The following is a 23,704-nucleotide window of genomic DNA, read 5'->3' on the forward strand; positions in this document are numbered from 1 at the left end:
AAAGTCTTTCATTTCATACCCGAGAAAAATCAGGAATTTCCCCTTAATATTACAATTTATTTAATAACTTATAGATATCTTGAATATGTTCATTATAAGTCATTCCATATAGATTCAATAAAATTTGATTTTCCTTAGAAACTTCTATCTTTTGAATATCATCTTTATTTATTTTCCAGTATTTCACAAGCTCTTCTTTGCTTAATAGTTCTATAAAGCTATTCTTGTGAACAGTCTCTCTAGACATTGAATTAAACCCAACTAGAAGGGATAAAAAGTAATCATAAGCTTTGGCATTTAACTCAGGGTTAAAACAAACTTCAAATAAATATTTATTAATATTATTGTGAATGGTACCTTGATCTTCATAACCCGACTCATCATAGAAGCTACATCCAATTTCTTCTGAATTGTCCTTAGATATTAAATGATATAAAATATAATTAATAATACTTGACTTAGTTCTAATAATTTTGTTGTCAAAATCTTCTTTACTAGATCTTGATTTAATATAATTGTACTCTTCTCCACAAATATCCTTTGCAGATAGATTGCTCACACCCTCTATTATATTCTTCCTTTTATTAATATATTGTTTCTTGAAAATTTTAAAAATCGCTTGTGAAACTCCTCTCAATTCAGCGATAATTATATCTTTTACTATACCTTCATTAGGATTATTTTTATTTTCATACATAGATAAAGACCTAGAGAGACCATACAAACTACCTCTGTCTCTAGAATTACAATTAGCCCTAAATTGCAATAAATCGTGAATTCCCAATACTCCACGTTCAGGCTTTGATAATATATCAAGTATGCCTATTTCAGTGAAATCATTCTTTCCGAAAACCCACTCAGCAATTCTAAGATCATCTTTTCTAAACTCTCTTTTCAAATCAACTTTCTCTTTTAACCAGCCAACATCATTTAAGAGTTTTGCAATAAAGTAAGGAAATAAGAAGTTTCTAAGTCCTTCGCTAATAGAATCAATTTCTAGAATAGAGTATTTTGGAAGCAGCTCTAAAAAATAAATTATGATTTCCTTAACTTTTTCAGGAGAAAAATTGTAATAAGACTCATTCACAATAATGCTCCATAGTTGTTTACTGTTGAATGCAGGATCAACTAATGAATATTTTTCTAGCACCACTGAAATATTCGACTCATCTTTAAGTAATTGATTCTTCAAATTAACATAATACTTATAATGATCATTTTCAGATTTAATAGTTGAATGCACAATAAGATCCAAATACCTATTTAAATTTCTATAATGCTTATTAAAACAAGCATAGGAAAAATTGGCTTCATTTGAGAGCTTAGAAAACCTATTTTTTTTCAGTCTCTCATTTGCATCAAACACCTTGCTAAGGATAAATTTTTGATTTGAATTTAAGCTTTCTACATATTCCGTATACCTTGTTGAATTTTTGTACTCCGAACCTGATGAATCTCCTTCTTCAGGGTAATAGTCATCATATTTTGTAACAACTGAGAAAAAACCAAAACCTGCACCAATCTCTGTATAGTATATCTTCCTAAAAATATTTGGATAGTTAACATAGATTATTATAAGATGAATTAAATCATACTTATTGAAATCCATTACAGTAAAATCTACCCTATCAACTTCTAGTAATAAAATGGTGTTAACTAATCTTTTAATTTTTCGAGCATTTCCTACAAAAGGAGCATATCGATCATACTCTTTTGAGTTAAATATATCTTTGAGACCTTCAGATGCAACCGAAATTAAATCGGGATTTTTTAGATTAATTCTTGAAGTAACTTTGTCTTTGTAGTCAATGAAGTAATTTAAAAGTAATGCCGGATCTATGAATAAACTATACTTTATGTTTATAAATTTTTCTAAGAACTCAATAGTTTTCTCCGCATCTAATTTTTGATTTTCAATAATGGAGATGTTCTCGGTATCATAACAAAGTATGTATGACATGTTGGGAAGAATGAATGATTTTTTTATTACAAATAAAACTTCCTTAACACTAGAAAAGTTAAGCCTATCCAGATCATCTACAATAATGATTATTTTTTGATCCAAGCCCTTCAGAAAATTCTCTAACTTTTCAAATGCTTTCTCTATTGATAAGTTGTCAGAGGGAATACCAAATCTCACTCCAAATATTGAGAAATTTGTTTTTGAATCATTCAGTAGTTTCAAATATCTAGAAAACATTGTTTCGAGTTCAGGAGCAAAGAGGTTACTTCTTATTACTTTTATAAGTCCATCTACAAACTTATTTAATATGTTTTCGTTACTTTCAAATTTCATTACATCAAACCTGTAAACTATTACCTTTTCCTCATATTTCTTATTCCAATTCTCTTGACATAGATTAATAAATGTTGATTTTCCAGTTCCCCATGGAGCATCAATTCCGAAAACTAGACTTTCATATGATCCGTAATTGAAAACTCTTTCAGAAAATTTGTCAGCCAATTTGGCAAAATTAAAGGCATCTTCCTCAGGAGTAATAACTTCTACATCACTCAAGAAACCTGATTTTTTTTCTGATTTTTCTTTATTCTTATCTTGGCGTTTTTTTATGTTGTTTGCCAAGAATAATACTATCGGAATGATTAATGACGTTTGAAAATATAATAATTCTATTTTTTTGATTACATTTTCAATGTAATCAGTTCCAATTCCATCTATTATTATCAATGCCATTACTCCTGCTATAAATACGATTAATAAATCGAATCGTCTACTCTTGAATATGGATGTTACTTTCCTGTGAATATTATCCTTTTTTACACTTAAACCAGCCATAAGCAAGTAAAGAAAAATCACACTAAAAAAAATATACAATCTATCACTTTGCAAGGAAAGGTTATAAAAATATTTTAATATCATACCTACAATTAAACTCGCTTCAGAGATAAGTACTCCTAAAATGAAAACTTTACTTAATGTATAATAATTTGATTTCAAACGCTCACCCACTTCATTCATAATTAATTTTTGAATTGTATTCGCTTTGGAATTGGTAAAAATAAATGCATAATAAATCATCTAAGCGTAATTACACGCATAGTATATCATAGTAAATACTATCTATTGAAAATATATTTGTTACCACAGTGGCTTTCATTTCATCCATTTGACAAAACCTCAAAACAACTCTATCCTAATAACGAATCATCCATTCACTATTAAGGAGTCGTTCCCGATGGTGCAAGCCAAGAAAGACGAAGTCAGGAAAGAGATTGAATATGCGGCGCTCAAGGTCTTTTTTGAAAAAGGCTATGTGGATGCCAAGATGAGCGATATCGCGGATGAGATCAATATTTCCGTGGGCAATATCTATACTTATTTCAAAAACAAGAAAGAATTATTCTACGCCGTCGTGCCGCCGGATCTGGTGGATTATTTGAAAAATGTGCTGGTGGAGACGATTCACTTTGATAACCAGACCTTGTTCGAGGAATCGGATAGCGAGCGAAAGTCGGCGCTGTTGCAGGAACATGTGGATGTACTACGTAAATACCGGAATCAGATCGTGATTATCTTTGAAAAGAATAAAGGCACCATCTACACCAACGCCAAGAATGAGCTTGTTGAACTGATGATCGAAACCAAGAAGGCCTATCTCAAGAACCAATATAAACGGTATGAGATTGGCACCGAGGAGAACTTGATCTTGCTGAATATTCTCGCACACAACGTGATCGACATGAACCTGGATCTATTGAAGCGTGATATGAGTGAGGACAGCCGGAAGCAAATATTCGAAGCGTTGTATGTCTACAGACTATACGGCATGAAAAGTCTCAACGAATAACGCTCCATCCATCACTTATGCTGGTTAGAAAAAGCGTGCAGATCAGATCAACTTCACTTGGTTTGCACGCAAAAAATATCTAACATTAAATCACTCTATTTTTTTGATTCAAAAATGAATTAATTATTCATTTTTAAGTTGAATGTTACCATTTACCAAACTATTTAAGTTGAACCTACATTTACACGATAACGGAGAGGACAGAAATAACCAGAGGAAGCGAAGCGTTCGCATTTATCACCGGATTTCCCCTAATAAGAGAGTATCAAAAAAATCTGGGGATAACAGCGATCCGAAGGTTGTTCTGTCATCGGAGTGATAAGTGTACATACCCATCATTCAACTTATATAGTTTCACCCACCATTCTAAGGAGGAACACAACATGAACACCGCTTACGCATTAAAAAACGTAAATCTGATCCACGGCGACTCCAACCGCAATCTGCAAAAAAATATGACCATTCTCGTCAATGAACAAGGACTTATTCAGGATATCGGCCGAGATCATGATTTGAATATCCCTAGTCACTACACAACAATTGACCTCTCAGGGAAATACGTGATGCCTGGACTGATCAACGCCCACGTCCACCTCTTTGCAGACGGTAAACCGTTCAGTCTCTCGGTCAGTGAAGGCTTGTTGCAGTTTGCCTATGATCGGATATTGAACACGAAGTTTGGCAGAAACGTATTGAAAAAACGCATGAAACGCAACGCGCTGACTGCACTCCATGCGGGTGTAACCACGATGCGCAGTGTGGGAGAATTCTTTTACACGGATGTCCAGCTGCGGGATGAGATTAACAACGGCGACTTTGTCGGCCCTAATCTGCTTGTCTCCGGGTTTTTCCTAAGTGTCACAGGCGGACATGGTGCTCCATTCCTCGCTCTGGTGGGCGATTCTCCGTGGGAAGCACGAAAAAATGTACGGCTGAATGTGAAACACGGTGTGGATCTGATCAAAATCTGTGTGACGGGTGGCGTGACGGATGCGAAAATGGTGGGCGAAGCTGGACGTTTACAGATGACGGTGGACGAAGTTGCGGCGATCTGCGATGAAGCGCATAAGATTGGTTTGCGGGTGGCAGCTCATGTGGAAAGCACGGAAGGCGTAAGAGTTGCTTTAAAAGGTGGCGTCGATACCATCGAGCACGGTTCGGAGATGGACGACGAAATCATTCGTTTGTACAAAAATAATCCCAATGCCCTAAATGGCTACACCGCACTCATCCCCACCCTGCAAGCCGCCTATCCTTCCGCTTCACTGGATACTAGCGTAACGAAGGTAAGTGCAACGGTAAAAGAGAATTCAAGACTCGTCTACGATTCCATGCTCAAAGGTGTAAAACAAGCGATCGAAAACGACATCACCATTGGTATCGGTACTGATGCCGCCATGCCTTACGTGACTCACTATGATATGTGGAGAGAGATGGACCACTACATGAGACAGGCCAACCTGAACAACAAACAGGTCATCGACATGGTGACTCGAACCAATGCGAAAATCCTCGGTGTTGACGATGTTACAGGGACGGTGGATATCGGAAAACATGCTGATCTGATTATCATGGAGCAAAATCCGCTGGAACATATCGAGGCCTTGTCAGACATCTCTATGGTCATGGTCAAAGGAAATCTAATTCAAACACCATCTGTCACAAGAATCAAAGCAGTCGACGATGTTCTAAACTCAGTTTGGTGAATTCAGGGGTGAAATTATGCTTCTTCAACTGAATCGCCACAGGTGATACATCCAGGCAGATCAGGAAATGTAACATTAATTCCATCTTCAGCAAAATTAAAAATTGCGTAGTATTGGTAAGTTCGAATCATATGGGACACTCTCCTGTTATCTACACTTTTAGCAAAAACAGCAAAAAGCCTTTCGAATTATATCTGAAAGGCTTTCAACTCGTTTTCACTCTTAAATTTCCCTCAAATATATTGTTATAAGATTAATCATTCAATCCTTTGCCCTCCAGGATCGGCTGCATGCACTTCTCGATTCGTGACACTTTTGTCTTGGATTGCTTCGGTTGTGAGAAATAATAGAGATATGCCCGCTGCCGTCCGGGTGTCAGTGCTTCAAATGCGGCCTGGAAGGCAGGATTTTCATTGAACTGCTGCTGAAGTTCCTCAGGAACGCTATATTCGGTAGTCTTTTTCATTTCCACCTGCAATCCTGCCTGTTCAACTTCAATCGCTTGCTGGATATAGGCTTTGATCATAGCCTCCTGCTCCTCAATCTGCTCCAGACTGGTGAAGCGAAGCTGGCGTTCTGCCTGTACATTCTCCGTTTGCTGGACCAAAATGCCGTGTGTATCGTTCAACAGAGCACCTTTGAAGAACAGGATCGCCACGTACTCTTTGAATCCATGGATTAGGACGATGTTTTTCCCATCGAGCATATAACAAGGATGCATCCATTTCATATCCTCGGTCAGGTCAAAATCTCGAATAATCTCTCTCAGCTTCGTGGACTCTTCCTGCCACGTTTTGAGTTTCTTTAGATAGCCGTCAACTTTGCGATTCCCACTTGTATCCGTCATGGAGAAATACCTCTCTTTATCTCATATCTTATAGGTTCAATTGTACTGGTTTTCGGTGGATTGTACAGCGTTGCTTACAGAGCTTTTATTGACTTTCCCATTTGAATTTAAACCTTAATAGCAACAAAGACCATCCTGTTAGATGGCCTATCATTTAATCCAATCTCATCTAATAAGTTTCAATCGACAGTTTACCATACCCATAGTAAAATAATGGAATGTCTATTTCCATAATTCCAACATACGAAAGGATGATTTAAATGAGAGAGTACACAGTCGTTCCAGGTCCGAAAAATGTTCAAGTAAACCGAGGTGATACTCAGGCTGCTGTTAATTTATTTGCTGATATCATCAATCACAAAGCACAATCCGGATGGATCTATCAATCGATGGAGTCGCTAGCTGTCACCGAGAAGCCCGGTTGTCTTCAGCAACCTGTTACAACGCATCATTATATGCTGATTTTCTACAGAGAGATTCAATAACAGTACAACAATCATGAGAAACTCAGAATCTGAGGAACTGATATTTAATAACATGCCATCCGAAGAAGAACTTATTAGACTCTTACATACACATCATGAAGAAAACGACCCTCGAAGCAGTTTCTATATAAGAACTCATGTTATTCCCGAAATTGATTGGTTGAAGTCTTTGCTTAACGTTACACTTGCACTATTCACAGGGCTAATCATCTCTATGATCTGTTTCTATCTCTTGAATCTATTCACCCCAGTATATGCGTTGCTGAGTGCCCAGATTGTTTTCATAGCAAGTATATTATTCATAGTTCTACGACGTGTTAGAGCAATCCTGATATGGAGTATTAGAATTTATCAACGTTTTGCCCCCATTGAAGTGAGGAACAAATGTCGTTTTGAACCAAGCTGTTCTGTGTATATGATTCAAGCTATTGAGAAATACGGGGCGATTAAAGGTCTTTCCTTGGGCATCCAGCGTCTTCGCAAATGTAATATCAACGGTGGAGGATATGATTATCCATAAAGCCAAAAGGTCCATAGACAATCTATGGGCCTTTTGCTTTGGTTAACATTTCTGGCTTAAGCTAATACCGAGTAGTTATTGTGTCTCATCTTCTAACATAGAGGAAGCTATCTTCATGAAGTCTTCAGCTCCAATTTCAAAGTGACCTTTACGAAATGGAAACCCCCAATTGCGATTTCCGCGTGTAAAACTAAGTTGGTCTAACAACGTTGCGATCTTTACTTCTCGACACGGAAGATAACGGAGATATCGGCGAAAGGGTACAAAGGATTCCGACATCTGATATTGGTATATCCTGTCGTCGTTAATTTGACCAATAGCGGTAAAAGCCTGAAGTGGCTTGCCTGTTGATATGTCTGTGCGTGGAGAATAGTATATCATCCAGTCACCCGCGGACATTTGTCGCAACAGTGCTGACTTGCCATGGCACAGCTGCGCAAACCCTCCCTCTACGGCTACATTCACATGAGAAGCAGATACAACACCAATCCAATATCTGCTGTCCTGATTTGGTTTCATGGATACATCTCATTCCCTTCTCTCGTTTACATTTCCAGATTCGATTTCAATCGGTCTAATTGCAAAAAATGATGTCTGTAGTGCATTTCTATCAACAAAAACCACTCCTGAGCGTTTAGAGCGCCAAGCCTTGGATGATGTATTTTGTTGTTTACCGATGCTTGGTATAAAAGGAGTTCTGTACTTCTCATCCGTTCCACGACCATGTGAAGCCCATCGATCAAGGACTCCATGCTCTCGGGTGGTTGCGGGGTATACTGCGGGGAAGCAGGGACTTTAACAGGCACGGGAGGGAATTGTCCTAATTCAAACACTTGCCTACCCAGTTCTGTTTTTTCCTCACCCGAGTTTAATGTTGAATCCCCGCTGCTCAAACACTGCTCAATATTATGCAGATGCAAGAAAAGCGCTGATTGAATCAAATGTACATACATCTGTCCAATGGACCATTCCTCTTCACTCTGTTTTTTAAGTAAGCTCCCCATATCCAATTTGTTCAGTTCTGCCAAATATCGTTCTACTGCCGTGTCAAATGATTTCAATACTTCCGTTGTACTTCTCATCCTTCAACCCACTCCTCTTGATCTGTGATATACCAAAGTATAAAAAAACACTACTGACAGGTGTATGTCAGTAGTGTTTTAAGATGTTTTGGGCTACTTCCTGCATTCGGAAGCGTAAAGACTCTGGCTCCAAGACCTCGATATCTCCACCCCAGCCAAGTAAATAATGCAAGATTTCTTCTGGATAGCGGACACGAAAATGAAAAATCACACCTTCCTCTCGCTCCTCAAATGCATCCATATAAAAATGTAGGGCCTCCATAACTTTGTCAGCAATTTCAGGTTTTGCTCTGATTAATACTTGTTCGTTACGGTCGTCAGGAGGTCGATAACTGTTTAGATCAAAATCCGGCGGCAAAAGGAAATGATCCTCCAGCACGGAAAGTTCAGTCATACGTGACAAACGAAAATGACGAATGTCTTGTCGCATATCACAACGTGCGATCAACACCCAATTCTCCTGAACAAGTGAGAGGCCATAGGGTGAAACCTCTCGCATGTTATACCGATTTCCATCCGTTCCTGGCATTTTTTTCAGATACATAAAGCTGATTTTACGTTGATCCAGAATGGCACTACGTATCTGGTTAAGGTATGTTTTCACCCGTGCTCGGGTTAAAGGTTCAACCGTATGAAGCAGTCGCATCGTTTCCCGTACACGTGTTGATTCATTACGAACGGCTTCTGGTAAAATCGCTTCAATTTTTCGTTGAGCCGACTTAGCTTCCATTGCGTATTCTGTATCCATTCTCTGTTCGATAAAATCAGCTCCCATGAGCAGGGATACGGCTTCTTCTGCGGTGAAGCTTACCGGGGGCAGGAAATATCCTTCCATGAGGGAATACCCCTGACCCGGAGCTCCCATAATCGGAACACCAGCTTCGCTTAATGCCTGAATATCTCGATATATCGTACGTACACTTGTCTCGAATTGAGCCGCTAAATCTTCTGCTCGTAGCATCTTTCTTCGCTGCAATTCAAGCGTAATCGCAAGCTGCCGCTCCGTTTTGTTCATTTTCTAAGCCCCCACCGTTTCATCATCCAAACCTAACTCATTCTATCATAGTAACTTGTACTCGCGACTTCTGCTAAGAACTGGCGGAACTAAAGATATCGAAAATACAAAATTGCAAAATTGCATCCCTACTCAATGTTAAGCCTGTACTTCCACATAAATTTTTTTCGCTCAAATAAATTGATTAGAGTGCAACTTATGGGAAGGTGTGAAAAAAGTGACTTTCATTGAAAGATACGTGATCAACGATACTGGGGCTATAACATTCACAGGTAATACTTTGGGTCTGAGCCGGTCCAATACGGTGGGTGTTCCAGGTACGGTTGACAGTATTAGAGGCTACATTATCAAGCGTACAAGTGTGCAGTTTGGCTCTTATCCCCCTGGAACCACCAACGTATTTAAGAACAACAGCTCAGCTACTGTCCTCAATCTGCCTGCGGGCTGCACGGTTCTTTATGCGGAGTTAATCTGGGGAGGAACGTACATTGATTCACCCGATCCAGCTACGGCCAGAGAAGTGATCCTTTCCACGGCATCTGGATGCCCGACAACTTACGGTCGTCTGATGTGACGAATCTCATTCATTCTGAAGGTTCGGGTACATACGTGACAGGTGGGGATGTGGGAACGTTGTCCATCCCCGATCCCACATCGAATCATGCAGGCTGGACATTTGGAGTGGTGTACCGCAATCCTGCCTTGCCGCTCCGAAATATGCCCATTCGGGTAGGAGCAGAAGTCACTCTTTCTATATCGGGTCCGGTCACAACACCAATTGAGGGCTTCGCCACGCCGTTTGCTGGTCCGCTGTCAGGACGTTCACTTCTCAGCTCGCAGGAGGGAGACGCGAAAAAAACGGGTGATCAGGCTCTGTTTGGTCCTACCGTATCCAATCTTACAGCTTTATCCGGCCCCAACAACTTTGCAACCAATTTCTTCACATCCCAGATCAATGGTGATACTGGAGCACTGGATACCACGAGCACCTTCGGCAACCGGAGTCAAAGCAGGGTCCTTCCCTTCATAAGGTTGTGTTGTTCTCATTTCCCACGGTACTATGTCCCCCTCCGACTCCCTTCCCACAGCTCCCCATTTCACCTTTCGGGCTTATAGGTTAGCTCACTACGAAAAAAACTTCGTGCGGGGGATGGTCTCACTAGTTCCAGACCCAACTTTCTCCACATGCCGCTCCCCTTACACCGGAGAGTTCTTCCGCGCTGCGCTCTCAAGGGCTTCACGCGTTCCATGACCTTCGCCCACTGTCTCAAGGCTCGGCTCTCTCTTGTCCTAAAAAAAGGCTCTTTTTAACGGTGCGGCAGGATTCACTCCATGTTACGGCCTGTGGATCTGCTTGCACTTCGTGTCGAAGTTACCTTGTCACGGAGCTTCAACCTTCCACCAGTTGCCCGGCAACTACGAGGCGACTTGGCTCTTACCTCGACCGGACTTTCGCCGGCTAGTTGTGTCTAGATTGGGTAGGCGCGCAGACATGAAAAGAATCGGCTGTAAAATAGCCGATTCTTTGATGCCCTATTGACAAGACAATTTCACTGGTGCTTCTCTAACCCAACGACTAACACGTTTGATAAGAGTTATTGTTTATATACTTCCGCAGCTAAAAACCATTCTCAAAGAAGGAACCTATCACTACAATGACATCACCGATGTAAACTTTTTTACGGTTTATCCCCCTCAGTACAACTCGCTCATTGGCACAAATAAGGGTGGTTCTCTCATAAAAGTCTATACCTATTTCACCGACCATAACATCCATATCTGAGGTTGGAACGAGCGCAGGTGTCGTCGTATCTGTGCAGCAATTTCCGCTCCAAAATTCTGCTGTATTGTGAGGTAGTCACATTAGGATAAATGAAAATCTTTCGACCATTGGACTAGGCGTACTACATTAAATGGAAAAAGTCGGTTCGTTGGTTGGCTATTTTTTCATAACTTGGCGACGAAGATGCGCTGCCTCTGGTAGTTGCAGCTGTCGTCTACAAGGTAGCCCATGTTTCTTCGCTACTTGTGCTCTGTGCGAGAGTTTACGTTGCGGCTTTGCGAGCCTGGCCGTCGTTTTCGCCTGGTGTTTCGGATTCTGGATCTTGGTGAGTTCTGACAGCACGGCAAAATGAGTCAAGCCCAGATCCTTCAGCTGCACGTCGGTTTCGAACAGAATAGTGAAGTAATATTTCCCCAATGCTGCTTTGGAAATCGTCGCCGACTTATTGATACCTCGGGGTTGTCGATGTAATTTGATGCGCACTGGATCCATTTTTAGCAGCTTGAAATATCGCCCATCCACAATAGCAATCGTCCCGTTTTGATTATTCGTGGTGTAGGACTGTACCGAATTCTTATGGGATTTCCACTTGGGAAAACCGGCAGCCAGGCGTTTGAAGAATTTTTGGTACGACTTGTTCAAGTTAAGCTGCGCGTTAGTGAGTCCCAAGCTGTCGACTTCTTTCAAAAACATTCGTATTTGTACCAAGCAGGCGTAGGGAACTTGATTTTCTCGCCGGTCTCCTGGACCCTTTTGTATGATTCGATACGTTCCTTTAGGATGAGGTTGTAGTCTTTGCGTATGCAAACAAACGTCTTTAGGAAGAATCCTCCGCTTGATGGGGAACTAATCGATACCGATAAGCTTTTCAGCATCGGGTTTACCTCCGTTCTATCCTAACCAAATAAGAAAGGAGTGAACATGTGTTCGTTATTATAGCGAATGGGCCTCAAAAATCAAACGGTTGTCATTCATCCCACCACTTTAGAAATGTGGGATGAATGACAACCGTTTGTTAAAGTTTAGTTGAGAAAGATGCCCTCGGTCTGTATCTATGAATTCTTGAGCAACATAAATCGACCACTGAGCGGAAGTTCTGCTCCTTGTAAACAAAAACTTACGAGTTTTGCAGTCTGTCTTTTTATGCAATACAATTTATTTGGTGATTCATCCATGTGTTGATTTCATTGGTTTCTTCTAAACTTTTCAATGCTTCTATCATACATTCAAAAATATTAGTAGAATTACGATTCATTAAATCAATCGGTTTTTGAAAAAAGAATACATTTTTAGTGCTATCAACATTTTTATAAATAATAGGCTCTAATAAATATGAATTAATTTTTATAGCATTGTTTATCATATCAACAGTAACCTGTGGGTTTTCAATTTTTTCAAGATAAGCTAAATTCAACAATAATTGCAATTCGTTAGGATTGATATCAAGCGCTTCGTAGTAACACTTCTTCGAATTTTCAAGATCCCCATTTATCCATAATATTTCTGCTTTTAAAGTTAAAAATTTCGCCTTCCAATACAAATCAGATATCTGATCTACATGTACTAACTCCTTAACTTTTTCAAATTCGCCCTCTAACATAAAAAGCCTACATTTATAAAATTCCACATAATATCTCATTCGTTCAGTACATCTATTTGAATTCAAAATACTATCAAAAATATTTAAAGCTTTGTCATAATCTCTCGAAGTCGCATATTCTACGCCTAAAAACATCAACAAATTCATATAATAATAAGTTCCTTCATTTTGAGTGAGTGTTTCTTCTAATAATTTTGTGTAAGATAATCTCTTCATTTCACTATTCTGTTTGACTAGAACATCTATATGTTGAATTGGAGCGTCAAGAAATTTTATCTCACCTGATAAATCCTTTACAGAATATGTAACTGAAGAATGAATAGGTGATGGATCATAACGGATTTGAGGGTGACTTCTAAATAAACGTGACATAGTTGACTCAAAAAACAAACCATTACCCAAATATTCATATCTAGGTAATCTAGCTAACATAACTTCAGCAGGAGCTTGTGAACAAAAATTATGTATAGTAGTTATTGTTCTATCATCTAAACGTTCATCCGTATCTAATACAAAAACCCAACCAGAGTTTATTGCATTTAAATAAACATTTCTAGTTTGATCTAAGATAGTTTGGGGGCTGATAATTATATCGCATTCAAACTTTTCAGCAATTTGTCTTGTATTATCAGATGAACCATTATCAACTATAATAATATTATTTGTTAATTTTTTCAGATTCCTAATAGCATCTTCCAAGAGCGGAGCTTCATTTTTTGTTAAAATACAACCAGTTATTTTCATTGTTGAAAACACTCCTCATATCAATTTTCAACCAAACTCTTAATCTGTTATCTATATTCAAGATTTTATGTTAAAACACAAAAAATCTCCTATTATAGAGAGGTGAACGTCGACTCCACGTACCCAACGATTAGGAGGTCAACGTGGATATCATAACGTGAACTACCAACCACCTAAGAGATGTCGGCTTCTTGATCAAATTAAGCTACTGCCTCAAGTTTACAGGCTAGTTCCTAGCCCGAATGTGTGCAATTTGATGCAAATCCTCGTTCTTCTTTTTTGGATTCATAGGAATTCATTTTCAACGGTAACGCTTCCTTTTGATTGTTCCCTTACTACCCTAAAATGAGTAAAGCGATGCCGAGATGCCTCATTATTTTCAAATGAGGCATCAGCATGAATAGTTTAGCGTTTCAACCGATGTTAGAACTCAAGCTGATTTTCTTAAATAGCACACACAGTACAAAAAACTTGTATACCCTTCCCTTTACCGAACTCTGTCAATTCTTCTCCCGATGTTGCAGTAATACCTACACAATTAGCCTCAATGTCAAGCAAATTAGCTATTGAATTACGCATGTCAGCAATAATAGGTGATATTTTGGGTGTGGAACATTCTATTGAAAAAGAAACATTAGATATCTTCAATCCATTCATATACTTTAATGCTTCCTTAACGTATTCTGCGCTATTCAGAATTCCTCGTTCCAAACACATTTCGTCCGCAATTTTCCCGAGGATATTGACACATGTAATACCTGAAATTGCATTTGTCAATGCGTGAAGAACAACATCTCCATCGCTGTTGGTAAAAAATGATTTATCACTGTCTACCTTCACTCCACCTAAAATGAGTTCCTTGGTACCATTTGGATCAAATCTGTGGCTATCTTGCCCAATACCTACCTTCATACTAGTTACCTCCTGTTAGTCTTTTCAAGATTAATTTTTGGAATTCACTTTATGTGTTTTCTAATTCGACTCCCAGTGTATCGAGGAATCAGTTGGGTAAACTATGGTTAGTTAAAATTGATATTAACCCATATTTATTATATCACCTTCTATAAAAGCTAAAAAATATGAATGGTTCATCCATACTATAAATGCCGTCGAATCTTTGTACCATTCAAATGGAACGTTGAAAAAAATTATCAATAAAAACTAATCAATAGATGCTACCATAGGCCTGCCAAGCAGGAGATCCTAAATGATTAAGCATAATCCTTCACCCTTGCTTGGCGGGATAATTTCAGTTGTCATTCAAAAAAATATGAAATTAGGGACCTATGGTTAGTTAATTTGAATGAAATATTGCGTTACTTATATGAGTTTCTATCGATGGTGGGTATAAGATCCGCAAGAACCTTATTCATTACTTCGAAAATCATTCGAAATAATTTTAACGTACACTATGATCTCAGTTTATCTTTTGGGTAATGTACTCAGCAAAATCTTTGACTTTCACAAATGAATCCCTGGCCAACATGTTGTCATCAAATATTATGTCAAACTCTTCTTCCATATCAATAATTAATTTTATGAAAAATACTGAATTAACTCCGAGACTTACCAAATCCGCCTCAAGGGAAATTGATTGTTCGGGGATTTTGGGCAGATTTCTTGCAATTATTCCAATAGTTCTTTGTTCTAACGTTGATAGTTGTGGTTGGTTATTTATAACTTTACTTTTCTCTGGTAAAGAATAATCATAGTTTCGGTCTATCTTCCCGCTTGAAGTATATACAAAATCATCAATTCTAATAATATCAAGTGGAATCATATATTCCGGTAAATAGCCTGCTAAATACTCGACAAGAGTATCTTTGGCTATTTCCTTTGTGCTAGTATAATAACAAACCAGAGCGTTATGATCATGTACCATTACTAATGCATGGGTAACGTCAGTGTATTTGATCAACATCTTTTCAATTTCCTCAAGCTCTATTCTATAGCCACGTATTTTAACCTGATTATCAGCCCTTCCAACGAACACAATATTACCATCATCTGTCCGTTTTCCTAGGTCTCCGCTTTTATACATCCTGCCATGTTGATGTATCAAATCCGGCAAAAAACTTTTACTGCTCAAATTTTCATCGTTAATATAGCCACGAGCAACACAAGCACCAGAAATATAAATTTCTCCAACCTCATTCACAGCACATTCAGTTAAATCTTCATTTAATATGTTTATCATCGTATTATCAATTGGCTTTCCAATTGGAATTTCAGATAGTTTTGAAAAAATATCATGACTTAAGCTAAAGCAGGTTACTATAATTGTAGTTTCTGTAGGACCATACACATGATGTAAATTAGTATTTGTATTTCTACCAAACAAACTATAAAACTTTTCTACTAGTGTATGGTTCAAATATTCTCCACCAAAATATACATTTTTCAAAGATTTAAGCTTATCCATGGAATCCTTATGTTCTGCAACATCTAAAAATAATTTAAACGCCGATGTTACAAAGTTTATTGAAGTAACGTTATGTTCAAATATTTTGTTTATTAAGATATCCGGGTATTTCTCTTCGTCTTGTTTCAATATACATAATGAAGCTCCTGCAAAAAACCATGCGAATAATTCAAATATTGAAAAGTCAAAAGTATAAGAATGTTTTAGAATCAGAACATCATCGTCACTTAATGAATGTTCTTCTTTCCTCCAACTCAAAAAATTGACCACGGATTTATGTTCAACCATCACACCTTTAGGCTCACCCGTTGATCCGGAGGTAAATATGATATAAGCGAGATTCTCGGAAGAAAATTTGATCTCCAAGCTTGAACTCTCAAAAATGTCATACTTTACTTCTTTTATATTGATAAACGGCACAGTACTTGGAGCCGACAATTCTGTGTCAGTTAATAGAATTTTTGCATTGCTTTTTAATAAGAGGTAGTTGAGCCGTTCAACCGGTTCATTCACGCTCAAGGGTAAATAAACGGCACCCGCCTTCAAAACGGCTAAAATACAAATAACCATTTCAAATGAACGTTTTAGTTGCAGTGTAACTATATCACCAACCATGACATTTCTCTGGATTAAATATCTTGCCAGCTGGTTAGCTTTTTTATTAAGCTCAGAATATGTCATTGTGCCGCCATCATAAATTAAAGCAATCTTATCTGGTGTTTTTTGTGCTTGGATTTCAAACACTTTGTTTATTGTCAAATCTTTCACATTCATTTTAGAGAACCTCCACTTGTTAGATTTCTAGAAATCTTGGTCCTTCTAACATTTCATCGCTATTGTCACACGAAAAAATCCTTTCATAGAATCCTTTTTTAAATTTCTGTTTCTCACCGAGTTGATTCTCTCCAAATTCTCTCATAAAGTCTTGATCCACTACTCCTAATTTTTCCATGATTTCATCTTCATATCCATCGTTATATACTAATTTTAAATAGAACATTGTGTAATATATTTGTTTTTCTAGATTGTTCTTTTTGGCAAACGAAACACACGATTCAAGTGATACATTATCCATACATTGAATGATATATTCTCTTATGTCACAAAGTTTTATTAAACTCATATCTTTTCCAAAAAATATAGTTAATGTGTACGTAGCTTCGCCATAAAAATGGGTGCAAAGATGAGTAAGGACATGGGATGGATTAACATGTCCTGTCCTTATGTAGTTGTCAATTATTTCATTAATTGGGTCATGGTTCAATGTATCATCTAATGCAAATCTAAAGTCAAATAAATAAAATGGGGTAAACCGATTATCATTTAATTTTAGATAAGGTGGTAAGTTACTCATTGATCTCTTCCACATAATTTCCTCTGCTCGAGAAATTGGAGTTATTGTATTATCTATTTCATTGTATATGCCGTTGCTCTTGATAAAACCAAGGGATTCCATTGCATCTCCTAGTTTCGCTATATCTGAATACTTAACTAGAAAGTCAGCATCTCCACTATATCTAATACCATAATCTTTATACATATTTGGTATTAAGTAAGATCCCTTTACGGGAATACAAGTAAGATCATGTTTCTTAAATTCATCTAAGGCTTCCTTTATTTTCAATTGATAATTTTTATTTCTTTCAGCTATTGAGATACTTGCGCTGGTTATTACTTCTCTTAAATATTTTGGGATGGATACATCAGGACAATATGTCTTGATATTTTTCCAGCATAATGTCGTAGTTTTGTGGTACAATGTTAATTTGTAAAACTCAAACCAATTAATTCTGTTTTCACTAAGCAAGGTAGTTAATTGTTCTTTTTGATTTTCAGAAAAAGTAAGTCTGCTAGTCAATATAAGCAACTCTTGTTCAGGGGTCCATTCAAGTTTCGTTTGCATATTATTTTTCCCTCCACTTATAGTCTTGTTTATTTCATTAAACCTTTTCTAAGAATTCTATTTTGTTCCCATCAAAATCACTATAAAATAAAACTTTACTTCTCCCAAACTTATTACTATCTACATTAAAAACATCAGAAACTGGACTAATACCTTTGTTTCGTAAAACAGATATTTTCTCATCTAAAGAAGGCACTAATATTGTTATAGATCCCCTAGACTTTATTACATCATCTGTTTTTTTATCCACAAATTCAATCAACTCGATCATTGCACTTCTAACTCCAATTCTCAACAATACAACTCTGCATTTTGAGTATATCCCAGCAGAAATAAATCGCACTAAATCTCCATTCACTTCAAATTCATCCACTAATTCAAAACCCAAAGCATCAACGTAGAATTTTAGTGAATCATTTATAGAGCTCACAAAAAAATCAGCATGCAAAAGCATGTATTCACCTTGCTTTCAATAATATTGTATCTACGCAAATGTATAGTTACTGAAAAGAACGAATTCAAAAAAGCAACCTTTAATTGTATTTCGATAATAGTTAAGCCTTCATAAAATGTGTAGTTATTCATGAAACTCATGGGTTATAAGGTCTCTAGGCGCTTCTATCAATTAACTTCAAAATCACAACGGTTTCTGCTGAAAATATGTATCGTTTTTCTCACATTTAGCACTAGTTTAACAAGTGTCAAATGAGTGATACAGCTTCTAACTAATCTCAACAGAAAAATTCATCGTGCCTTCGTTGATAAACAAAATAAAACCATCGCACGTTTCAGTGATATCTAGACCAGACTCGCTATCAAATTTCTGTTCTAATTCAGAATTGAGAATGATAATACGTACATCAGCAGGTTTATCGATATGAAGTTTATTTCCAGCTTTCATACTGAAAATCTTATTTTGTCTACCTTTTATTGAAATAACACGTCCAGATTGAAGTGGTTTTATATAAACCGAGTCAATTAAGTTATAACCAAAGGCATATAAGTATTCGACACCTCCCTTCTCATAAATATAAGGAGCGAATCCTTTCCGTGCTCCTTGGAGTGGTGCGTTTAATATCATTTCGGTTTCCCATTCTCCAGAAGGAGTCACAGGCAAAGTGTCCGTGCCAAATGGCCCAGTATATGCAAAAAACAACACTCCTTCTTCATTTTCAAATTCTTTAATTGTTAAAGAAAATCCACTGGGCGTCAGCACCGTATCGGCTGGGTGCGCATCACATACGATATATTTTTTACCAACACGACTCTTCCATTTTCCTGTAAGCGAAGGAAAAGACGTGCACTTTTGTGCCATCGGATTCTTTCCCCAAAATGGTACTGTATTTATCAAATAAGAATTTTTTTCATGGTTTTCAAAAGTAAATATAAATGGTTTCGTATTGGAAACAAATCGTTGTCCATCATAAAATAACTCAGTGACCCAATCTTCCCAGACATCTTGTTTCCTGAATTGAATTTTAAGACTATCGTTATCAAAAATGGCGCGGAAACTATGAGTATTATTGTAATATACACCTGAAAATCTTTCTGCATATTCAACAGGTATAGGCTTTTTTTCAATATCGAACTCTTTTTCTTTTTTCTTTTTCCGTGTGTTGATATTATATTCATCTAATAACAAGCTGCAAAGTTCGCTTAATATATCATAGACAACGATTCTATTGTCGTTTGTCACTGAAATCGCGGCTGCAAGTTTATACTTTTGGCTAACAAGGAGAAAAGTACGGAACATATTTGTAGCACCGCTTTTCACAAGCACATTTTCACCGAAATCGTAGGGTTCAAGTGAAAAGTTTACTGAATCCCAACCCAATCCGAAGTTTTCTGCTATCCCGGTGATTACAGATTTCCCTTGTGAAAGACATGTTTCATGTAGGCTTTCAGGTTTGAAAACTTCTTTCGGATCGATAAATAAATATCCTATCTTTGCACAATCAATAATATTTGTTATTATTCCACCTGATCCTGTACACATAATGTATTCTTCTTTTTTCTCTTTTTCCTTAACTCGCACACGATTTTCCGGAATATTTCCTCCTGAAAAAGTTGATAGTGCACCTACAGGTTTTGCTATATGGTCTTGTACAAATTGTATGAAACTTATGCCTGATACTTCCGCTACAACCATTTCCGCCAATATGTAGCCGTCGTTGCAGTAAACGGAGTTATTCCCCGGAGTATCTTTTAGTTTTGATTTGGAAAAATAATCGTAGAACTCTTCATATATATCTTCAGTAAGCCATTTTGTACTGAATGAATATTTTAAATTTGCCCCAGGCAATCCTGAGCTGTGATTAAGGCAAGTTCGCAGTGTAATTTGCTTGTATCTTTTGTCCTGCATCCTAAAACGGGGTAAATACTCCGTTACTGACACATCGAGGTTCACTTTCCCCATTTCAACGAGCTTCATAACCGCGATGGCGCAGTAGATTTTCGATATAGAACCTACATTATATAAATCGTGTACTGTCGCAGGGTTATCTGGATTTCCGTCCTGCGTCCCATATGCTAAAGCAGCTATGAGTTCACCATCTTTAATAAATGCGGCACTTATTGCTGTTGCATTTTTATTTACTTTAGCATCCAATAATTCTTTCATTTTCCCCGCTAAATCCACTCTAGTCCCAACTAAACTCATGTTTACCTCCATGCTTTTATATAAATATATCACCAGTTAAGTTTACTCTTAGGTTGCGTTAAGCCATAAAAAATCAGATGCAAAACACCAGAAAATCTAACAAAGTGATTCGAAAACATGTTAAATACTTCAAATAGTAATATATTCAGCTTTTACTATAGATTTAAAAAGGAACTTTTTCTAAGCGTTCCTTTTTCATTGCTTTTGAGCCAATATTTTGTTAATTATAGAAACGGCAATATCCACTCTTCCAATCACTACTTCAGTATTTAAAATGATACCATCCGGATTATACTCAAGCATTTTTGTCACATCTATAATTTCTGCAGGGTTAGGAATCACGTTTTTTGCTAATGATTGCAGAATTCCAGTAGCGAAATACAATTTTTTGTTTAGATTTCTTGTACTCTTAGCAATTTGTTCTTGAAACTGGTAAAGATTATTATAATCAGCGTAAAGCCTAAGATCTCCTCTTCCTATCATGATGTTTGAATGGCATGCAATGTCGTCAATGTTTAAAACAGAATTTTGAGTCTCAATTTTACTTATGATTTCGAAATCAGGTGTCTTGTTACCCAGAAACTCGAGCACATCGGTAGAATTCATCACAAACGACAAAGCAATGCTATCAGGATTAACTACCTCAGTAATTTCTCTGTATGTATTCAGCAATTGGCTTTTCATTAATTTTCCAATGGAGATAGATTTTCCAGTATAAATTATGCATGAATTTTTAGCTCTCACAACAATATGATCTGTATGTACTTCTTCTACCACCCAAACACCTTCACCATCAGAGTAATATATGGTTTCTCCAATGCTTAATTCTAAAACACGAGAATCATCGACGAAAATAGTATTTGACGAATTTATTGATATTTTAAACAAGTCTTCTGGCTTTACAGTATAAACACCAGCCTCGTTATTTAGATACAAACGTGGTTTCTTATATGGAAATGGGAAGTCTAGCATAATTCTAATGGAATGTTTTTGCTTTAATTTAGCTATTTCGATAGCTCGTTCATGTAGTTCATTTAAATCGTCGTATTTGGCTAAATTAAAGCGCAAACTATTTATACCCTGACGTAATAGCTCTTCAATTTGTGCATCCAAAGCATTACCAACATGTATCCGCCCAATTGTGGCTATTATATCCATACAATCACTCCTTAAAGTGCAAAATTAAGTATTTTTCTATACAGTTTCATGTAGCTTTCTTCGGACAATGGCTCTGTGTTATCAACGACAATAACATTTTCAAAACTTGCACATGCTTCTAAATACATTTTTCTGGCTTTAATAAGGTTCTCTAAGCCATCATTGTTCTCCATCGGCTTAGATTTTTGTAACAAACGTTTGTAGGCTACTTCGGGATCAATGTCTAATAAAATTACAAGATCTGGAGTTTTAAGCGTTTTAATAAATGCATCAATAAAAAACTGGTTTACACCCAAAACAGATGAAAAGACCTTAGAACATAACCAGAATCTTTCCGTAAGAACAGTTCCGCCATTTTCCAAATCACATTGAATTTTTTCATAAACACTTCTTAAGTCCAGTAAATAGGCTAAAGAAATCAACTCGTCGTTGAAATACTTATACAATGCATCATTTGTCACTTTACGTAAAGAATCAATATTCTCGCTAGGAGCAAATCCATGATAATAGATAACATTGCTCAATTCTTTCTGCATGAAAGCATTTAGGCCTCTAGCAAAGGTCGTTTTTCCTGCACCTCCCATACCACAAATGCTAATATGTTTACCCATAAAATTTCCTCCATTTCTATTTTGTATACCTCTCGAAAACGCAGAGAAATACCGAGGCTTTAGAAACATAGCATCAAATCCGCTCTTGTTTCATGAATGTGTTTTTTTCAAATTGTTTTCCATGTCTCCGCTTGAAATTACATCAATATTACTATAAAAAATGTCAAAAAGGGAATTACCACATTGATGTTTCACTTAATAAGTGATACCAAATAAGGAATGAGCCTTGTTAAAGATGACGAAAAGCATAACACAACCAAAGGGGACTAAGAAGTCCCCTTTGGTTCCCTATATCAGCCTATCTCTAATCTAAAGCTTCCTTAAACAAAGTCTTTATATATCTGGGATGCCTTAGCTCCTTTACTCCCTTGATATTTGCCATCGTATAACACAATCTCACCTTTTGGCACCCAAAAGGTGACCTGTCCTATCAACATATTAGGAAATACTTTTACAGATTGAACTGCATGTAACTGTAATGTCCATTGATTGATGGATCCGATATCAATTAAGTCCGCTGTAATATGAACAAACAGTCCCAATCTAGCTATTGAAGACTTAGCACGTATTATCGGCACATATTTATTACTCCCCATAATTTCATTTGTAAAACCTAAGTAAATGCGGTTCGATTGTAAGACCAATCCCTCTTTAGGTATTTCGATATCTTCTGTTTCCTGTTTCACCTTCGGATCCAGTATATCGTTCTTATATACCTTTAAACTGCTTCCTAACGAGAAATCATAACTGTTGGGATTAATCTGTCGCTTATTAAATGGAGTAATATGTATATTCTCGTTTATCACTTCTTTTTCAATTTCACATCCAGTTAATATCATGCCTCTAATCTCCCTTCAGGAGTGTTAAAATGAGTATAACTCCCTTGATATAAACTTATATCACCCTGGGGTTCCCAAAAACTTACTTGTCCAATAATCATCGATGGATAAATTTTGATTGGTTGTACACATTTCAACTCCAGAGTCCATTTATGTGATTCTCCTAAGTTCCCTAAATCTGCTGAACATTGTAAAAACAAACCCAATCTTCCTAAAGAAGATCGTCCTATGAGCGATGTCACATAATGGCTACTGCCAATAATTTCATTGGTAGTTGCTAGATACAAGCGGTTAGGCATAAGCACTATCCCATCTTCTTTTATATGTTTGATTTCAGAAGTTATGGTTTCCCCCTCTTCGTTCACCGTTACTTCGCGATAAAAATCACCGAGTCGATAATTATAACTATTGGGGTTCAAGTGTTTTTCGTTGAATGGGATAATATCTATTTTATTTTTTTTTATCATTTTCCTAATTTCGCTGCCTGTCAATATCATACTTGCCCTCCCTTCCAGCAATAG

Annotated in this window: 23 protein-coding genes; 5 read left to right on the top strand and 18 right to left on the bottom strand. The window is 37.1% G+C overall.

All coding sequences use genetic code 11. The features are described from left to right. Positions 1-49 precede the first annotated feature (49 nt). Entirely contained in the window at positions 50-2,797 is a 2,748-nt protein-coding gene (locus MKY66_RS22360; RefSeq protein ID WP_339805984.1) for a P-loop NTPase fold protein, read from the bottom strand. Positions 2,798-3,197: 400 nt separating this feature from the next. Between MKY66_RS22360 and MKY66_RS22365 the strand changes: the two genes are divergently transcribed. Together MKY66_RS22365 and MKY66_RS22370 are read left to right on the top strand one after the other, a co-directional pair. After that, entirely contained in the window at positions 3,198-3,809 is a 612-nt protein-coding gene (locus MKY66_RS22365; RefSeq protein WP_076216361.1) for a TetR/AcrR family transcriptional regulator, read from the top strand. A 383-nt stretch (positions 3,810-4,192) separates the two neighbouring features. Continuing rightward, on the top strand, positions 4,193-5,515 hold the full coding sequence (locus tag MKY66_RS22370; RefSeq protein WP_076216359.1) for an amidohydrolase family protein: 1,323 nt from the start codon (positions 4,193-4,195) through the stop codon (positions 5,513-5,515). Between the two features lie 14 nt (positions 5,516-5,529). Here the strand turns inward: MKY66_RS22370 and MKY66_RS22375 are convergent, their stop codons facing one another. Next, positions 5,530-5,646 (bottom strand): type II toxin-antitoxin system HicB family antitoxin, encoded by a 117-nt coding sequence (locus MKY66_RS22375; RefSeq protein ID WP_256704346.1) that lies wholly within the window; start codon positions 5,644-5,646, stop codon positions 5,530-5,532. A 122-nt stretch (positions 5,647-5,768) separates the two neighbouring features. Continuing rightward, positions 5,769-6,362, bottom strand: coding sequence for a YdeI family protein (locus MKY66_RS22380; protein WP_076216357.1), 594 nt, complete (start codon positions 6,360-6,362; stop codon positions 5,769-5,771). A 260-nt stretch (positions 6,363-6,622) separates the two neighbouring features. Between MKY66_RS22380 and MKY66_RS22385 the strand changes: the two genes are divergently transcribed. Continuing rightward, a complete protein-coding gene (locus MKY66_RS22385) occupies positions 6,623-6,847 on the top strand; it encodes a hypothetical protein (RefSeq protein ID WP_076216355.1) in 225 nt (74 codons plus the stop codon). Positions 6,848-7,061: 214 nt separating this feature from the next. Next, positions 7,062-7,367, top strand: coding sequence for a membrane protein insertion efficiency factor YidD (gene yidD, locus MKY66_RS22390; RefSeq protein WP_083657377.1), 306 nt, complete (start codon positions 7,062-7,064; stop codon positions 7,365-7,367). 75 nt (positions 7,368-7,442) lie between these two features. On the opposite strand, the gene MKY66_RS22395 is transcribed toward yidD, so the two are convergent. From MKY66_RS22395 to MKY66_RS22405, 3 genes are all read right to left on the bottom strand, one after another. Then, complete coding sequence (locus MKY66_RS22395; protein ID WP_076216353.1) at positions 7,443-7,886, bottom strand: EVE domain-containing protein; 444 nt, start codon at positions 7,884-7,886, stop codon at positions 7,443-7,445. Positions 7,887-7,912: 26 nt separating this feature from the next. Beyond that, positions 7,913-8,449, bottom strand: a complete 537-nt coding sequence (locus tag MKY66_RS22400) for a DinB family protein (RefSeq protein ID WP_076216351.1) — start codon at positions 8,447-8,449, stop codon at positions 7,913-7,915. 67 nt (positions 8,450-8,516) lie between these two features. Then, a complete protein-coding gene (locus MKY66_RS22405; protein ID WP_076216349.1) occupies positions 8,517-9,464 on the bottom strand; it encodes a YafY family protein in 948 nt (315 codons plus the stop codon). A 208-nt stretch (positions 9,465-9,672) separates the two neighbouring features. Between MKY66_RS22405 and MKY66_RS22410 the strand changes: the two genes are divergently transcribed. Further along, on the top strand, positions 9,673-10,038 hold the full coding sequence (locus tag MKY66_RS22410) for a hypothetical protein (protein ID WP_339805992.1): 366 nt from the start codon (positions 9,673-9,675) through the stop codon (positions 10,036-10,038). Positions 10,039-10,370: 332 nt separating this feature from the next. Here MKY66_RS22410 and MKY66_RS22415 read toward each other — a convergent pair whose 3' ends face one another. From MKY66_RS22415 to MKY66_RS22470, 12 genes are all read right to left on the bottom strand, one after another. Next, the gene (locus MKY66_RS22415) at positions 10,371-10,511 is read right to left on the bottom strand and encodes a hypothetical protein (protein ID WP_339805995.1); all 141 of its coding nucleotides are present in this window, start codon (positions 10,509-10,511) and stop codon (positions 10,371-10,373) included. Between the two features lie 892 nt (positions 10,512-11,403). Then, entirely contained in the window at positions 11,404-11,940 is a 537-nt protein-coding gene (locus MKY66_RS22420) for a transposase (protein ID WP_143760391.1), read from the bottom strand. A gap of 448 nt (positions 11,941-12,388) precedes the next feature. Then, a complete protein-coding gene (locus MKY66_RS22425) occupies positions 12,389-13,591 on the bottom strand; it encodes a glycosyltransferase (protein ID WP_076216341.1) in 1,203 nt (400 codons plus the stop codon). Positions 13,592-14,035: 444 nt separating this feature from the next. Further along, positions 14,036-14,503 (bottom strand): 2-C-methyl-D-erythritol 2,4-cyclodiphosphate synthase, encoded by a 468-nt coding sequence (ispF, locus tag MKY66_RS22430; RefSeq protein ID WP_076216339.1) that lies wholly within the window; start codon positions 14,501-14,503, stop codon positions 14,036-14,038. A gap of 505 nt (positions 14,504-15,008) precedes the next feature. Beyond that, entirely contained in the window at positions 15,009-16,787 is a 1,779-nt protein-coding gene (locus MKY66_RS22435; protein ID WP_076216337.1) for an amino acid adenylation domain-containing protein, read from the bottom strand. 19 nt (positions 16,788-16,806) lie between these two features. After that, positions 16,807-17,916: a nucleotidyltransferase family protein gene (locus MKY66_RS22440; protein ID WP_076216336.1), complete on the bottom strand. Its 1,110-nt coding sequence runs from the start codon at positions 17,914-17,916 to the stop codon at positions 16,807-16,809. A gap of 37 nt (positions 17,917-17,953) precedes the next feature. Continuing rightward, the gene (locus tag MKY66_RS22445) at positions 17,954-18,370 is read right to left on the bottom strand and encodes a VOC family protein (RefSeq protein ID WP_076216334.1); all 417 of its coding nucleotides are present in this window, start codon (positions 18,368-18,370) and stop codon (positions 17,954-17,956) included. Positions 18,371-18,637: 267 nt separating this feature from the next. Next, positions 18,638-20,575: a serine hydrolase domain-containing protein gene (locus MKY66_RS22450; RefSeq protein ID WP_076216332.1), complete on the bottom strand. Its 1,938-nt coding sequence runs from the start codon at positions 20,573-20,575 to the stop codon at positions 18,638-18,640. A gap of 195 nt (positions 20,576-20,770) precedes the next feature. After that, positions 20,771-21,733 (bottom strand): pyruvate kinase, encoded by a 963-nt coding sequence (locus MKY66_RS22455; RefSeq protein WP_076216330.1) that lies wholly within the window; start codon positions 21,731-21,733, stop codon positions 20,771-20,773. A gap of 11 nt (positions 21,734-21,744) precedes the next feature. Further along, the gene (locus MKY66_RS22460) at positions 21,745-22,344 is read right to left on the bottom strand and encodes a deoxynucleoside kinase (protein ID WP_076216328.1); all 600 of its coding nucleotides are present in this window, start codon (positions 22,342-22,344) and stop codon (positions 21,745-21,747) included. Positions 22,345-22,664: 320 nt separating this feature from the next. Then, positions 22,665-23,183 (bottom strand): dCTP deaminase, encoded by a 519-nt coding sequence (locus MKY66_RS22465; protein ID WP_076216326.1) that lies wholly within the window; start codon positions 23,181-23,183, stop codon positions 22,665-22,667. Continuing rightward, positions 23,180-23,680 carry a hypothetical protein gene (locus MKY66_RS22470; RefSeq protein WP_076216324.1) on the bottom strand — a complete coding sequence of 167 codons (501 nt, stop codon included), beginning with the start codon at positions 23,678-23,680 and terminating at the stop codon, positions 23,180-23,182. The genes MKY66_RS22465 and MKY66_RS22470 overlap by 4 nt, the downstream gene beginning before the upstream one ends. Positions 23,681-23,704: the final 24 nt, after the last annotated feature.

Origin of the sequence: Paenibacillus sp. FSL R5-0766, assembly GCF_037971845.1 — a bacterium.
In the GTDB taxonomy this organism is placed as follows: domain Bacteria; phylum Bacillota; class Bacilli; order Paenibacillales; family Paenibacillaceae; genus Paenibacillus.